Here is a 14,542-nt window from a genome sequence, read left to right as displayed (position 1 = left end):
TCAAGCTGGGAGGGCGAGACTCTGTCACGCGATATGGAGTTCGTCGCGCATTGGCGACACAGGTTTGGCCGGCTCGTGCGACGTTCCTTCTTTCCTGGGGGGAAAATTGAACAGGAGGAAAAGAGAAAAGGAGACAGGGCTTTCGTCGGAGCGGGGCCGGTGGATGGGCGGGCTGTGTCGCCCCTTGCGGGGCTTTCTCATCTCATGGGGTGTCCCACGGGCTGACGCCCGTGGCTAAGACGTGCCGCCCCTGTCGGGGCTCAGGTTCAGGCGCCACCATCAACAAAGCCATTTTACCGAGGCGCCGTCTCAGCTGGCGTAGCGAAACTCCGAGGCCGAGTTGGCCGGCAGCCAGACCGGTTCGATTCCCTGCTGCTGGAACAGGTTCGCGACGTGCTGGTGGCAGGTAAAGAGGAGGACCTGCTGGCCGCGGTCGGCGATGTCGAGCAGAGTCTTCACGGCGGCCTCGGTGCGGACCTGGTCGAAGTTCACGGTGACGTCATCAAGGACGAGCGGCAGGCCGGCTCCGCGATCGGCGAATTCGCGGGACATCGCGAGGCGTGCGGCGAGGAAGACCTGCTCGCGGGTTCCGCTGCTGAGGTGTTCGACGCGGAGCGACTGGCCCTGCTCATCGTCCACGACGAGGTGCTTCTCGCCGATGGGGGCCCAGATGCGGCGGTACTTTCCGCAGGTGAGCTGGCTGAGGTAGCCCGAGGCGAGCTTGAGCGTGCCGGTCTGGCCTTCGTTCTCGAGCGTCTTGCGCTGGCGTTCGAGCGCCCGCGCCGCCGCGTCTCCGGTGACCAGCTGGGCGATGGCCGAATGCAGGTCGGCCTGAATCTGCGCCCGGTCATAACGCAGCGACGACGCCCGGCGGTCGTTCTCCAGATCGCGAAGTTCGGCCTTCACCCGGCCGAGAACTTCATACGTCTGCTGCAGCGAACGATCCAGCTGCGTGATTTCATCGGTGGCCGCTTCGATGGAGCGCTTGTTGCGTGCCTGGTCGTAGGCCAGCAGGTCGTCTTCGACGAGCGCCAGTTCAGGCTCGGCGCGGGAGACTGTTTCCAGTTCCCCTTTCGCCATCGACAGGAGCGTCGCCAGTTCGGCCGCCCGCTTGAGCAGCTTGATCTTCGCGACCAGCTCGTCGCGGTTCGTGCAGTGGCAGCGGACGAGGAGTGCTTCGCGGCGACCGCGCAGATCGGTCAGCGGCCCGTCGAACTGCTCGGCATCGCGGCGCTTCTGCTTCGACGCCACCTTCAGGGCCGCACGTTCGCGGCGGCGTTCCTCGAGGTTCCGCAGGCGGCGATCCCACTCCGCCACGAGCAGGTACATGTCCCCGACCGGCTTGCCCGGATTCAGGTCCTTCGAAAGGTCTTCGACCGTCTTGCGGAACGAGTCGACCGTCTGGCGATCGCGCTCGTGTTCCTTCTGTGCCTGCTGCCAGTCGCTGAACACCGACCGCGATTCCGCGATTTTCTCCCACGACTGGAACGCTTCGCTGATCTTGATCGTCTCGTTCAGGCCCAGCTTGCGCAACAGGTCGCACCAGTCGCGGCGCGCCGTGCTGACTTCCTTCTGCTTGTGCTGGATGGCCTGCCGCCACAGGCTCAGGCGGCGGCGCGTGGCGTCGAGCGCCCCCTCGCGGTTCTCGAGCGCATCCAGGTCGACGAGACGGCGGCGAATCGCCGTCATCACGTCCGTCTCCGAGATCTCCGCGTTCGGATCGGGGCGATTGGCGATATCGAGCGTCACACCCGGCCGGGTGCTCTCCGACTGGAGAATCTTCTCCATCGAGCGGTTGACCTGGTTCAGCTCCGATTCCAGGTCGCGATGGCGCTGTTTCAAGCCGCCGAAATCCATCTGCTGCGGCTCGAAGTATTCCTTCATCGTCCACGTCACGCCGGCCGAGCAGGTCCCCAGGAAGGCGTAGCACAACCCGATGAGCCACACGTTCGGACCGACACCGTCACGCAGCAGTCCGAAGATCGCGCCGTACAGTCCGCCCAGGAACAGGATCGCTCCGGCGACGCCGAAGAACCACAGGCAGAGATAGAAGAACGGCGGCAGTTCGCGGCGGCGCGTGGCGGTGCTGAGGTATTCGCTGGCGGCGGCATGGGCGTCGGCCAGTGCCGCCTGACGCGACCGGAGCCGCATCAGGTTCTCGAGTTCATCGAGACGGCGCGTGGCGTTGGACTTGGCCTGCGCGACCGTCAGGCCGCCGAATTGCCGCATCTCTTCTTCGAACGCCGCCTGCTTGCGGGCCAGGGCGGCCGCCGCCTTCTTGTAACGCTTCAGCAATCTGCCGCGGCTCGTGACGGTCCCCCGGTACCGCCGCGAGCGGTCCAGCAGCAGGTGCGTCATCGAGGAGCCGAGTTCCAGCCGGTCGGCCGGATTGTTCATCAGGCCCACGGCCCCGCCGGGAACCCGTTCTTCGCATTCCTTCCGCAGCGCTTCGAGGCGGGCCCGTTTCTCCGGAAGTGTCCGCTCCGTCGAGCGAACGTGGTCCTGCTGTTCGACGAGCTTGCGGATCGTGCAGACATGTTCCTCGAACTGCGGCTCGAGCTGCAGCGCCTCGGCCTGCTCATACAGCCGCCGGGCTTCTTCGATCAGCTTACGGCGACGCGTGTCCTGCGAGTCGATCTCCCGATCGAGCTTGTCGAGCTCATCGAGGGCCTGTTCGCTGACGCCGACCAGCGACGGCAGCGCGTTGTATTCGGCGCGGAGCGTCCGCTCCTTGTTCCAAGGCCCCCAGACACGCTCCAGGAACTGCCAGCCGCGGAGGTTCTGCTGGACATCGTGCTGGCGGCGCTTCGTTTTGCCGACTTCCGCTTCCAGCTTCTCGCGCTGGGACAGGAGATCGACATATTTCTGCGAGACGTCGACCGTCTTGCCGATCTGGGAATCGACGCCGTCGAGCTGCTTCGCGAGATCGACGATGACGCCCGTCAGCCGGTCGTCGCTGAACAGCCGTTTGCGATCGTGCTCGATGGTGAGCTGCGTCGTGAGGATCTTCTCGCCGTCGAGGCCGAGCGACAGGCCGTAGATATGGCGGGCGACGTCAGCCCCATCGAGGGTGGCGAGTTCCTGGAGTTCGTTGAGGCCGATCGCGAAGACGTTTTCGAACAGCCCTTCCCCGGCGCTTCCGAGAACGCGGGAGAGCAGCGCCTGGCTGCGGGCGGGGTCGGTGTCGCCTTCGACGCTGAGCCGGCCGCGCGAGCCGGCCTGCGACTCACGCATCACCTCGAACTCGCGGCCTTCGTGCTCGAGCCGCAGGATGCCGCGGCAGGAGACTTTGCTCGGGTTGGGCCCCGGCGTCCGTTCATCCTGCGGCTGGAAACCGTACAGCACCCCGCGGATGAAGCGCCGCAGGGTGGATTTGCCGGCCTCGTTCGGCCCGTAGAAAACGGTGACGTTCGAGGTCGTGAGCGGGAGGTTCAACCCGCGCCAGACGCCGAATCGATCGATCTGCAGTTCCTGGATTCTCATTGTTCCCCTCCCTGGGTCGTCGGAGGACAGGCTCTCGCCTGATCCTCGCGGTGCTCCGCATGCTCCCCGACGTCCGCCATCCCCTGGTGGCCGGCGAAAGCAGTCTGCTTCGCCGCGCTTCCCCCGCACGCAATTCAGCCTGAAGGCTGCACCCCCGATTTACCCCAGCCAGCTTTCCCCCAGGTCACGCGCGCGGCGGGAGACATCTCCCGCCGACGTTCGCGACAGGGCCTGACGCACGTGCCGCACCCAGCCCCGGCTCGACCATTCCGGGCTGTTCATTTCCGCCTTGAACGCCTCGAGGGCTTCCAGGGCGTCCTCATCAATGTTCTCGCAGAAGTCCTCGAACAGATCGCGCTGGCCCGGTTCGCGATCGATCCGACGTTCCACCGACGGGCGGGCGACGACGTCCAGCGTATGCCGCCGACGCGGTCCACCGATCGCGCCCAGTTCCCGCTCCAGCCGGTCCCACAGGTCCGACTGATTCCGTCCATCGGCAAGGGCCGAAGCCCATTGGCCCGTGGTGCCCCGAACGGTCCAGCGGACAAGCCACAGGTCGTCCGTGGCGTGCGGCTCCGATTCCATGGCGACGAGCGCCATCCGCTCGGCCAGCTGGTTGATATCGACCGCGGCCGGCGCGTCGACCGACAGCGACATCCAGCGGACGCCCCCCGACGGCAGGAACTTGATCTCCGCCTGCCCCCGGGAGTTCACCTCGATCAGACTGCACCCTTTCGGGCCCGATTCGCCCGCGTTCAGACCCTGTGGACTGCCCGGATCGTGCGCAATGCCGCTGGGGAGATTCAGCGTCGACCGCTCGGCCCCTTCACCGAGCCCCAGGTAGTTGACGCCGTGTTCGATCGCCCGTTGCACCAGCCGGGCGGCTGCCGGCGAAACCCCGGGGCCGGCCATCGGCAACGGAGTGCTGCCCTCCCAGCGAATCGGCGTGCCCGCCCCCACGAGACCGATCCGGAACGCCCCCGCCGGCGTCCGCCAGTTCAAAGGTCCCTCGCGCCAGCTTGAATCGTCCGAAGTCGCCATCGCGATCGGCGCGATCGAGGCGATCGTTCGCCCTTCGGTCATCAGGTCGACCGGCTCGTCGTCGTCCGCCGTGAACAGCGTCGTATTCGGGGGGAGCGCCATCCCTCGCTTCCACGACGATGGCGGGTCGAGTGCCCCGCAGAGGATGAACGCCGAAATCCCTTTGTCGCTCAGGCGTTCCAGCCCCCGCTGCATCTGCAGGCGGCCGCGGAGCGTCCCCGACTGGAACTCAAAGCAATCGCCGGTGAGCAGCAGGCAATCGACCTGATGCTGGATGCACGCATCGATGATCCGCGCGAATGCGGTGAGCGTGGCGTCTTCAACAAGAGCCCGTTCATCGGCCGTGAGCGCACCGGCACCCGTCAATGGCTGGTCGAGGCGCAGGTTGGTGGCGTGAACGAAGCGAAACACGTCCGACATCTCGGAGTCCTTTCCGGGGTCGCTGCGCCAAGGCGCAGTTTTTGCCGATTGAATGTAACGCCAGCGCCAAACTGGGGAAAGTCCGGTTCGGACGGGAGATGGGTTGGCATGTGATCGGCCCGCGACCCGTCCGCCGGGAACGTCGGCGACGGCGGCAGCCGGCTTACGGAAGCGGATCGCCGGCAGTCGCGACGAGACCATTCGCCTGGTTCGTGTGCAGGCGATGAGAAGCCCTTCGATTCGCGAACGTCCCGCTTTCGCCTGCGGAACGCTGAGAACCGAGATTGAAATTGTTCGAGGGGACAGCGGCGGGCCGGCCTGCGTAAGCCACTGGAGGCGGTGGCCCGATGAGCAACGGATGGAGCACTTCGTGATTCCCCGTGGCCGGCGGAATCAGCATGGAGGGATTTCGCCCTTGATCCAGAAACAGTGCGTGGCTCGGTCCGGGGAGTGGTTTCTGTGGTCCAGGCGACGGCGGCAGGAGGGGTTCGGCCGCGATGGCAACGCCTGCGACGATCGATCCGCCCAGCGCAGAAATGGCCGCGACTTTGAGCCGTCGGTGCATGTTGAAGCCCTCGAATGACCAGGTGAAGCGTACGCCGCGGTTCCGCGAAGCGACAAGGTCAACCGGATCCGGCAACGACCTTAGCCAAGGGAGCCGAGGGGTCCCCTTTTGCCTTTTGCAAGAGGCTCCTTATCATGACAGAGCGAAACTTTCGTACTGCCAGCGGTGTTTACGTTCTGCGGAGCCGGGGCCGGTTGCCACCTGCCGCGTCCGCGTGTCCTGCCTGAAAAACCGCGGAGCCCACGTGCCAAGCACGGCGGTCCCGATCTCCTCCCCCTACCTCCGCGATCCGGACGTGCAACTGATGATGCGCGCCCGAGATGGCGACGATGACGCATTTTCAGAACTCGTCTCCCGGTTCCAGGATCGCCTGGTCGCCCTGTTGACCAACATGGTCGGGAACGCCGAGAACGCCGAAGACCTCGCCCAGGACGTGTTCCTTCGCATCTACAAGGCCCGCAACGGCTACGAGCCGAACGCCAAGTTCTCCACCTGGCTGTTCGCGATCGCACACAACGTCGCCTGCAACTCCAAACGGTCCAAGGTCCGTCGCAAAGAAGTGCAGATGCAGCCGGCCGACTCCGGAGCCGCCCCCACGGCCATGCCGGAAGAGGCGGTCCCCGAAAAATCGGCCCTGATGCCGACCCGGCTCATCGCCAGGAAGGAACTCCAGGATCGCGTCCAGGCCGCCATGGCCAACCTGAACGAACGGCAGCGTATGGCCGTCCTCCTCCATAAGTTCGAAGGCATGAGCTACGCCGATATCGGAGCGGCGCTGGAAATGACTCCGCAGGCGGTCAAGTCGCTCCTCTCACGGGCCCGCGACAACCTCCGAGAACAGCTCGAAGCCTTTGTGAGATGAGCCATGGAAAAACTGACTCGCCTCACCACTGAGCAACGCGACAACCTCACCGCCTATCTCGACGGCGAGCTGGACGATGACGGAACGCGCCAGATCGAGACCGTGCTCGCCCACAGCACCGTCGCGCGGAACGACGTCGAAGTCCTCGCGAAGACCTACGAGCTGCTCGACCTCCTCCCGCGCCCGAAGGCCTCCGGCGAGTTCACCGAGAAAACCGTGCAGACGGCCAAGCTCGGCGAGGTCCGCCTCGATCCCCGCCAGACGGTCTGGTATCGCCACGGACAGCGCATCCTCCGCTGGGCCAGCTGGGCCCTCCTCCTGTTCGTCGCCTCCTGCGTCGGCTTCGCCGTCGCCCGCTACCAGATCCCCCGACAGCAGGATGTCCTCCTCGACAACTTCGAAGTCATCCAGAAGCTCGACGACTATGAAAAGGCCGGCAGCTTCGAGTTCCTGGATGCCCTGAGCCACGACTCGGGGCTCCTCAAGCGGATGGGAGGCGGCCGTGCGACTCCATAGAGACGTCTGGTGGCTGCTCGGTTCGACCATCGCGGCTATCGCGGCCGCGCCCCTTCTCGTGCACGGCGACGCCCAGACAACCGCCCACCGCACCGCCGCTGCACAGCAGATCGAACGCCTCAGCCCCGCCGAGCGGCATCAACTCGAAGAGAACTTCAAACGGTTCGAGAAGCTCACCCCTGCCGAGCAGACGACGTACCGCGACATCCATTCGAGGATCGCCGCCAATCCGGCTGTCGCCGAAGCCCTCGCCGTCTTCTCCCGCTGGTGGCCGACGGTCTCCCCGCAGGACCAGGCGGCCCTGTTCCGGACCTCTGACGTCAAGATTCGCATCGAGCGCGTCAGCCAGATTCAGGAAGTCATCGACAGCGACCGGTCGGGACGACTCGTCGGCCGGCGCTGGGGCCGCGACTGGCCTCGCCCCGAATCGATCCTCCCCCGTGAAAGCTTCTACCAGATCATGGAGTCGCTCGAGGGGCTGGCGTCCCAGTCGTACTCCATCGACAAGGAACTGCCGGAGATCAGGAAGATCGACACCCGCAGTCCGGAGCGCTATTTGAAGCTGGTCACGGCCCTTCAGCAGCACCAGCAGTCGTGGTCCACGCTCGTCTCCACTCCTGCGGATGAAAACCGCATCGTGGAAGCCATCTCTGATCCCGCCGCCAAAGAGATGTTCCGGCGCATGATCGGCGAGCGCTGGTTCGGCTTCAATCGGGGCTACCAGGCCCGGTCGGTGCTCGTCATGTCGCTGGCGAAGGAGCTCTACCGCGAAGGGCTGCAGCAGAACTACGGTGAGGACGTTCTCCGCAAGCGAATCGACGGCCTGAGCAAGGAAGACAAGGACGAGCTCTATTCCTCGACCGGCGAAGATGCACGCTCGCAGCTCCGCCGGGACATGCGCGAAGCGTTCATTCCGGCGTGGGAGTTCTTCCAGATCGGCGGTCGCCCCGGTGAAGGCCGCGGCCGTGGCGACGGGCCAATGGGCCGCGGAGATGGCGGCCGGGAGGATCGCGGACCTGGCCGCAGCGAAGCTCCCGGACGGGGGGAACGTCCAGGGCCCGGCGAGCCGCAGCGTCGGCCGGAATGACACCCTCACGCGACGCACTCCGCCGGCTTCCTCCGTTCCGCTCCTGCTTCGCTTGCGGTCGCAGGGTGGAATCGGGAGCCTGAGGGCTGAACCTCAAATCACTTCCGGGATTTCGACGATGTCTGTTTCACGACGCCAGTTCCTGGCCTCGGCCGCCGTGGCCGCCGCACTCCCTGCCCGCTCTCTCCTGCAGGCGGCCGATCCGATTGTCCGGAACGGCAAGCCCTACATGAAGCTGTCGCTCGCGGCCTACTCGTTCAACAAGTATCTCCCCAGCAACCGGGCGCCCTCGAAAACCCCTCCCAGGATGACGCTGGAGCAGTTCGTCGACTACTGCGCCTCCCTCGACCTCGAAGGGACCGAGCTGACCAGCTACTACTTCCCGAAAGACGTCACGCCCGCCTCCCTCAACGCCCTCAAGGCCCAGACCCACCGCCTCGGCCTCGACATCTCCGGCACTTCGATCGGCAACGATTTCTGCCTCGTGGACGGCCCCGAGCGAGACGCCCAGCTCAAGCTCTGCCGCGACTGGATCGATCACTCCGCCGCCCTCGGCGCGCCCGTGATCCGCATCTTCGCGGGCAAGATCGCCAAGGGTGACACCGAAGCGAAAGCCGTGGAGCGGTGCGTCGCCGGCATCGAGCAGTCGCTGGAATACGCGGCGGAAAAAGGCGTGGCCCTCGCGCTCGAAAACCATGGCGGCATCACGGCGACGCCGGCGCAGCTCCTGGGCATCGTGAAGGCCGTGAAGCCTTCCCCCTGGTTCGGAATCAATTTCGACAGTGGAAACTTCCGCACACCCGATCCCTACAGCGACCTCGAACAGATCGCCCCCTACGCGATCAACGCCCAGGTCAAGGTCTCCGTCAGCCACGGCGAAAAAGAGAAGAAACAGCCGGCCGACTTCGGACGCATTGTCGAGATCCTCAAGGCCGCGAAGTACCGCGGTTACCTCGCGCTCGAATACGAAGAGCCCGAAGACCCCTGGGAAACGATCCCCGGCCTCCTTAAGACGCTCCGCGGCCTCATCGGCTGAGGCGGGCGTCCCCTGTTTGCAAGGTGAGATGGACGGCGCCTGTCGCGGCGCTGACATTCGCCGTCCAGTCTGAACTCCAGCCCCCAGCGCCATGTCCGCCGATTCGACCGAGCCCCTGGACGTCATTGCCGTCGGCGCTCATCCCGACGATGTCGAGGTCGGCCTCGGCGGCACAATCGCGAAGATGTGCCGGCAGGGCTATCGCGTCGGAATCGTCGACCTTACCGACGGCGAACCGACCCCCCGCTGCCCGTCTCCGGAAGTCCGTCTCGCCGAAGCGCAGGCCGCCGCCGAGATCCTCGGCGTCCAGTTCCGGATGGTGCTCGACCTTCCCAATCGAAAGCTGTTCGACACCTACGAAGCCCGCATCAAGCTGGCCAGCGTCCTGCGCCGCTATCGGCCGAGGCTCGTGATCGGCATCTTCGGGAAGACTCCGATGGCCTCCCCCGATCACTGGCAGGCGTCGCAGATCACCGACGCCGCCGTGTTCTATGCGCGGCTGTCGAAATGGGATTCCGAGTTCGACGGACATCCCGTCCATACGGTCGAACGCCAGCTGTGGTACGCCCTCAGCCTCAATACGCCGGCCAAGCTCGAAGACGGCGCCTTCGTGTCGGACATCTCCGACACGCTCGAGATCAAGATGGAGGCCCTGCGGGCCTACAAGACCCAGTTCCCCGTCACCAAGGAACGGATCTTCCGCATGGTGCAGGCCCACGCCCACTTCTACGGCAGCCCGGCCGGATTCCTCGCCGGTGAACTCCTCATCGCCCCCTCGCTCATCGGTGTTCGCGACGTCGTCGAAACTGTCTGCGGCCCACGGGAAGTGAAGAAGCAGGACCCGATCATGCCCGACGGCGAACTGCCACAGTCGACGTAGGACGTGCGTCTGGCCGGAAAGTTCCCTCTCGACAAGCCGCCCCGTTCAACAAGAAAAGCCCCGGGTTGCCCCGGGGCTCGAATCTGCAATCGGCAGGCAGGCAGCGTTCAGACGCCGATTCCGGCGGCGGTGAGCTGGTCGAGGAAGCCTTTGAGCTGCTTCGACCGCACCGGGTGCTGCAGCTTGCGGACGGCCTTGGCTTCGATCTGGCGAACGCGTTCGCGCGTCACCTTGAAGATGCGGCCGACCTCTTCGAGGGTGTAGGTGTAGCCGTCGCCCAGGCCATACCGGAGCTTGATGATCTCGCGTTCGCGGTAGGTGAGCGTCTTGAGGACGACGTCGATCTTGTCCTTCAGCATTTCGCTGGAGGCGCTGGTGACCGGGCTGTCGCTGGAGTGATCTTCGATGAATTCACCGAAGTAGCTGTCTTCGCTTTCGCCGACGGGCCGGTCGAGGCTGATCGGGGTCCGTGCGATTTTCATGACCCGCTGGGCTTCCTCGAGGTTCACGCCCGCGAGTTCGGCCATTTCTTCGATCGACGGTTCGCGGCCGAGCTCGTGGAAGAGCTGTTTGCCGGCCCGACGGAGCTTGGTCATCGTTTCGATCATGTGCACCGGGATGCGGATGGTGCGGGCCTGGTCCGCGATGGCGCGGGTGATGGCCTGCCGGATCCACCAGGTGGCGTAGGTCGAGAACTTGTAGCCGCGGCGGTATTCGTACTTGTCGACCGCCCGCATGAGGCCGGTGTTCCCTTCCTGGATGAGGTCGAGGAACGACATGCCGCGGTTGCGGTACTTCTTGGCGATCGACACGACGAGCCGCAGGTTGCCAGCCGACAGACCCTTCATGGCCTTGTCGTAGGCTTCGAAGCGGTCCTTCGTTTCAGAGATCCGCGCCTTGAGGGACTGCGGGGTCTCGAGGGTCATCTTCATCAGGTCGTTGAGTTCCTGCTGAAGGTTCGAGCGTTCGTCCTTGGCGGACTTCAGTTTCTTCAGCTGTTCGATCTGGCTGGAGATGTTGTTCATCCGGCGGCTGATCTGCTCGAGCCGCTGCATGATCGGCTGCAGGCGCTGCGTGCGGACGGACATTTCCTCGACGAGCAGGGCGATCTTGCGACGGCGCTGCTTGAGGGCGTTTTCGGCCGCGGTCTTTTCGGACTGCGACGTGTTTTCGTCCATGATGCGCGTGAAGTCGGCCTGGTTCTTTTCGAACAGGTACTGCACGGTTTTCAGGTTATGCGGCATGCGGCCCAGGATCTGGTCCTTTTCCATGCCTTCGGTGAGCGACACCTTGATGGTGCGGTCGAACGGGAGTTCGCCGGCTTCGACCTGTCCGAGGACATCGATCACCTGCTGGGCGATGAAATCGCTTTCGAGCAGGAACTGGCGGAAGCGTTTGCGGGTGAGTTCGATCGTCTTGGCGAGGAAGATCTCCTGCTCGCGGGTGAGGAGCGGGATTTCGCCCATCTGGGTGAGGTAGAGGCGGACGGGGTCGTCGATGCGGCGACCGCCTTCCATCGCGATGAGGTCGGCGAGGGGCTTGGCCGTCTTCCCGCCGCGTTTGGGCTTGACCGGGGGGGCGGCCGCCTTGAGGGCCGGCCGGTGTTCATCGCGCACCTCGAGCCCCATCTCCTCGATCTGCATGAGGAGGGTGTCGAGTTTTTCCGGGTTGACGGCTTCATCGGGCAGATAGTCGTTGATCTGCGTGAACGTCAGGTAACCCTGTTTGCGGCCCAGGTCGGTCAGCTGCTTCAGGCCATCGTCAAAGGGATGCACGAATAAACCTCCAAGGGTATCTCAGGCTGTCGCCGGTTGATCGGTTGTCGAAAGGCAGTGGGTCATCTCCGCAACCAGTCCGGCCAGGGCGAATGACGTTCTGCGTTCCTTGTGAGTGCGACGGCTCACAGAGCCTTCGCACTCGATTCCGTTCCCGTTCAAACCGGGGCTTTTTTGTTTGCTCGTCTCTGGTGAAACTCAGCGGCTTTCCGAAGCAGCTCGGCGGCTGATTCGTCAAGTCGGCGCGTTCCGTCGCCGTCTGCGGAAAGCTGGACTGCGATCCGCTGATGCGACTGCTCTTCCCGGCGCCATTGGAGGTTTTCAATCGACCGCCGAAGGAGAAGAGGACAGCCGTCGTCCAGTCGAGGCGCGTCGCCGGCCTGGGCCGTCGAAGCACCTCGCGTTGTCTCGTGGCCGGCGCCCGCGGGGGAACCCGCGGCCGGCAGTCCGCCGAGACCATCCTTATCCGTCAGTTTTTGTCCCAGGCGTTTCGCCTGCGACTCTGCGTCCAGCCATACGGCGAGGCGCTTCAGACCCCCGTCTTCGATGGCCGCAAACAGGCCATCGCGTGAGGGGGTGGTGCTCACATCGAGTTGCGCGTAACAGACCGACAGGAGTTTCCGCAGGTGCGGATGCCGGATCGTGTCAGGCGCGACATGTTCCTGAATCGTCGGGCCCAGTTCGGGCGCGGTAAACAGGATTTGAAGCAACTCGCATTCCATCCGATCGTCCCGGGTGAGTTTCCCGGAAAGGAGGCGAGTCAGCTCTTCGTCAGCCATCGGCGGTTCGTCCATGACCGCCGTCCGCCTGACCGTACGACCGCGAAGATCGCGATAACGGTCGCGGACCTGCTGTTCCGAAGCTCCCAGCCTCTGAGCGAGATTGGAAAGGTACATCCCTTCTCGGATGTTTGCGGCGTTTTTCGGCGCGACACTCAGTACGGTTAGCATCTCGTCCAGCACTTGCTGCCGACTGCTCACAGTGTCGAGCGTGTAACGTTTACGCAGGGTTTGAAACTTGTACTCCCAGGCTTCGGGAGCGGCGTCGGCAAGCTCGCGCCAGGCGTCAGCTCCGTATGCGGAAAGGTACTCATCCGGGTCTTTGTTTTCAGGAAGGGTCATGATCCGCAGGTCGACGTCCTGCGCCACGAAGCGCTCCACGGCTTTTTCCGCCGCCCTCTGTCCGGCGTTGTCTCCGTCGTACACCAGCACGACTTTTTTCACGAATCGCTTCAGCGTCGTGACATGCTGGTCGGTCAGGGCCGTTCCCAGCGTTCCCACGACGTTGTTCAGTCCATGCTGATGACACATGATGCAGTCGGTATAGCCTTCGGTGACGACGGCCGTGCCTGATTGCTTCAGACCCTCGCGGGCAAAATCTAACCCGTAAACGAGGCGGCTCTTGAAAAACACCGGGCTTTCGGGGCTGTTCCAGTACTTGCCGTGACTGTCGTCAGCGCCTGGGAGGACACGTCCTCCAAATCCAACAACCTGGGCCCGTTCGTTGCGAATCGGAAACACGACCCGGTCGACGAAATTGTCGTAATAGCCGCGATCACCGTCGCGTTTGCCGATCAACTTCACCGCTTCCAGCTGATCGTTCGAGAATTTGCCGCGTGCCTGGCGCTGCAGCCACTCCCAGTCATTCGGGTGATAACCGACACGAAACCTGCGGACGGTCTCGGCCGTGAAGCCGCGCGAACGGATGTAATCGCGCGCTTTGGACCCGGACGGACCGGAAACAAACTCCTGGTGAAAGATTCCCTCGGCCCAGACCAGAACTTCAAACAGGGCGGCCTTGTTTTCGGACGATCCGTCACTCCGCCCGCTGTGTTTCGGAATTTCGATGCTGGCCCGCCGGGCCAGGATCTCGAGCGCCTCGCGGAAGCCGACCGCCTCGCGCTTCTGGATCCAGGAGAAGACGTCGCCCCCTTCGTTACACACCCAGCACTTGTACGTCTGCCGGTCGGGATAAACCCGCAGCGACGGATCATGGTCCTCGTGGAAGGGACAGAGGCCGGCGTATTCGCGGCCACCCATCCGGGGCTGAAGAGACATCGCCTCGGAGATCAGGCCGACAATATCGGTCTGGGCCCGGACCTGCTCGCGAAGATCGTTCGACAGGTCAGTGGCCAATGGTCACCTCGCGGCATGGCTGCATCTGCCGGCGACTTCATCCTCCACGGGGAGGGGAGTGCGCGCACAGGCTCGCCAAGGGCGGTTTCATGCGTCTGTCCCACACAGACGCCGGTAACCAGGGAGGAAGCAGAACAGCAGAGTCGAGACCCCGCCAGACGCGTCCCTCGTTACACAGGAATTCTACCGGCAGTCCGGGCGGAAGCAAATCGGCCCTCGCGACTTAGAGCACCTTCGAGGCCCCTCGCGCGGGGAATCCACAGAGAAAAAACCACTTCCCGCAAGCCCGCACTTTGCGCCGCCCGCAGGGTTTGACATTCCCTGGCCGCCCCTGAGGGGCGTCGCTCACCCCGCCAGCCGCGGGCCGAAAACCAGCACTCCAACCACCGCCGACGCGAGGGCCGAACAGAGCACCGCGGCGGCGGCGACGTCTTTCGCGACGCGGGCCCGTTCGTGGTACTCGGGCGACAGCAGGTCGACGAGCACCTCGACCGACGTGTTCAGCAGTTCGGCCGTCCCCGTCAGGCCGATGCACACGATGATCAGACACCACTCGAGCCGGTTCAAGCCGAAGAACAACCCGGCCGTCACGACGATCCCCGCAATCGCCACGTGGATCTGCAGGTTCCGCTGCGTTCTCAGCGCGTAAGCGAAGCCGGAGAACGCCACGCGGAACGCATTGAGAAGAGTCGTTCGGCCGAGCGGTCGACTTTCATCAGGAATGGGTCGCACTTCAGTCATG

The 14,542-nt window shown here is 64.4% G+C and carries 10 protein-coding genes; 5 read left to right on the top strand and 5 right to left on the bottom strand.

Going from position 1 to position 14,542, the window contains the following annotated elements; translation table 11 throughout:
* Nucleotides 1–309 precede the first annotated feature (309 nt).
* Together Pan44_RS01370 and Pan44_RS01365 are read right to left on the bottom strand one after the other, a co-directional pair.
* On the bottom strand, nucleotides 310–3,483 hold the full coding sequence (locus Pan44_RS01370) for an AAA family ATPase (protein WP_145026545.1): 3,174 nt from the start codon (nucleotides 3,481–3,483) through the stop codon (nucleotides 310–312).
* A 159-nt stretch (nucleotides 3,484–3,642) separates the two neighbouring features.
* Nucleotides 3,643–4,944, bottom strand: a complete 1,302-nt coding sequence (locus Pan44_RS01365) for a metallophosphoesterase family protein (RefSeq protein ID WP_145026544.1) — start codon at nucleotides 4,942–4,944, stop codon at nucleotides 3,643–3,645.
* A gap of 809 nt (nucleotides 4,945–5,753) precedes the next feature.
* Here Pan44_RS01365 and Pan44_RS01360 point away from each other — a divergent pair.
* From Pan44_RS01360 to Pan44_RS01340, 5 genes are all read left to right on the top strand, one after another.
* Nucleotides 5,754–6,371 (top strand): RNA polymerase sigma factor, encoded by a 618-nt coding sequence (locus Pan44_RS01360; protein WP_231754193.1) that lies wholly within the window; start codon nucleotides 5,754–5,756, stop codon nucleotides 6,369–6,371.
* A 3-nt stretch (nucleotides 6,372–6,374) separates the two neighbouring features.
* The gene (locus tag Pan44_RS01355) at nucleotides 6,375–6,887 is read left to right on the top strand and encodes an anti-sigma factor (protein ID WP_145026542.1); all 513 of its coding nucleotides are present in this window, start codon (nucleotides 6,375–6,377) and stop codon (nucleotides 6,885–6,887) included.
* The gene (locus tag Pan44_RS01350) at nucleotides 6,874–7,974 is read left to right on the top strand and encodes a hypothetical protein (RefSeq protein WP_145026540.1); all 1,101 of its coding nucleotides are present in this window, start codon (nucleotides 6,874–6,876) and stop codon (nucleotides 7,972–7,974) included. Before Pan44_RS01355 ends, Pan44_RS01350 begins: the two co-directional genes overlap by 14 nt.
* A 118-nt stretch (nucleotides 7,975–8,092) precedes the next feature.
* Complete coding sequence (locus Pan44_RS01345) at nucleotides 8,093–9,010, top strand: sugar phosphate isomerase/epimerase family protein (protein ID WP_145026538.1); 918 nt, start codon at nucleotides 8,093–8,095, stop codon at nucleotides 9,008–9,010.
* A gap of 91 nt (nucleotides 9,011–9,101) precedes the next feature.
* Nucleotides 9,102–9,890 carry a PIG-L family deacetylase gene (locus tag Pan44_RS01340; RefSeq protein WP_145026536.1) on the top strand — a complete coding sequence of 263 codons (789 nt, stop codon included), beginning with the start codon at nucleotides 9,102–9,104 and terminating at the stop codon, nucleotides 9,888–9,890.
* Between the two features lie 107 nt (nucleotides 9,891–9,997).
* On the opposite strand, the gene rpoD is transcribed toward Pan44_RS01340, so the two are convergent.
* From rpoD to Pan44_RS01325, 3 genes are all read right to left on the bottom strand, one after another.
* A complete protein-coding gene (gene rpoD, locus Pan44_RS28155; RefSeq protein ID WP_145026534.1) occupies nucleotides 9,998–11,665 on the bottom strand; it encodes an RNA polymerase sigma factor RpoD in 1,668 nt (555 codons plus the stop codon).
* Nucleotides 11,666–11,823: 158 nt separating this feature from the next.
* Nucleotides 11,824–13,800, bottom strand: coding sequence for a DNA primase (gene dnaG / locus Pan44_RS01330; RefSeq protein ID WP_145026533.1), 1,977 nt, complete (start codon nucleotides 13,798–13,800; stop codon nucleotides 11,824–11,826).
* A gap of 345 nt (nucleotides 13,801–14,145) precedes the next feature.
* Complete coding sequence (locus Pan44_RS01325) at nucleotides 14,146–14,541, bottom strand: diacylglycerol kinase family protein (RefSeq protein WP_145026531.1); 396 nt, start codon at nucleotides 14,539–14,541, stop codon at nucleotides 14,146–14,148.
* Nucleotide 14,542 lies beyond the last annotated feature (1 nt).

The sequence above is a fragment of the Caulifigura coniformis genome (assembly GCF_007745175.1).
Taxonomy (GTDB): domain Bacteria; phylum Planctomycetota; class Planctomycetia; order Planctomycetales; family Planctomycetaceae; genus Caulifigura; species Caulifigura coniformis.
The sequence above is the reverse complement of the archived record's forward strand: the minus strand, read 5'-3'. Positions and strand labels throughout refer to the sequence as shown.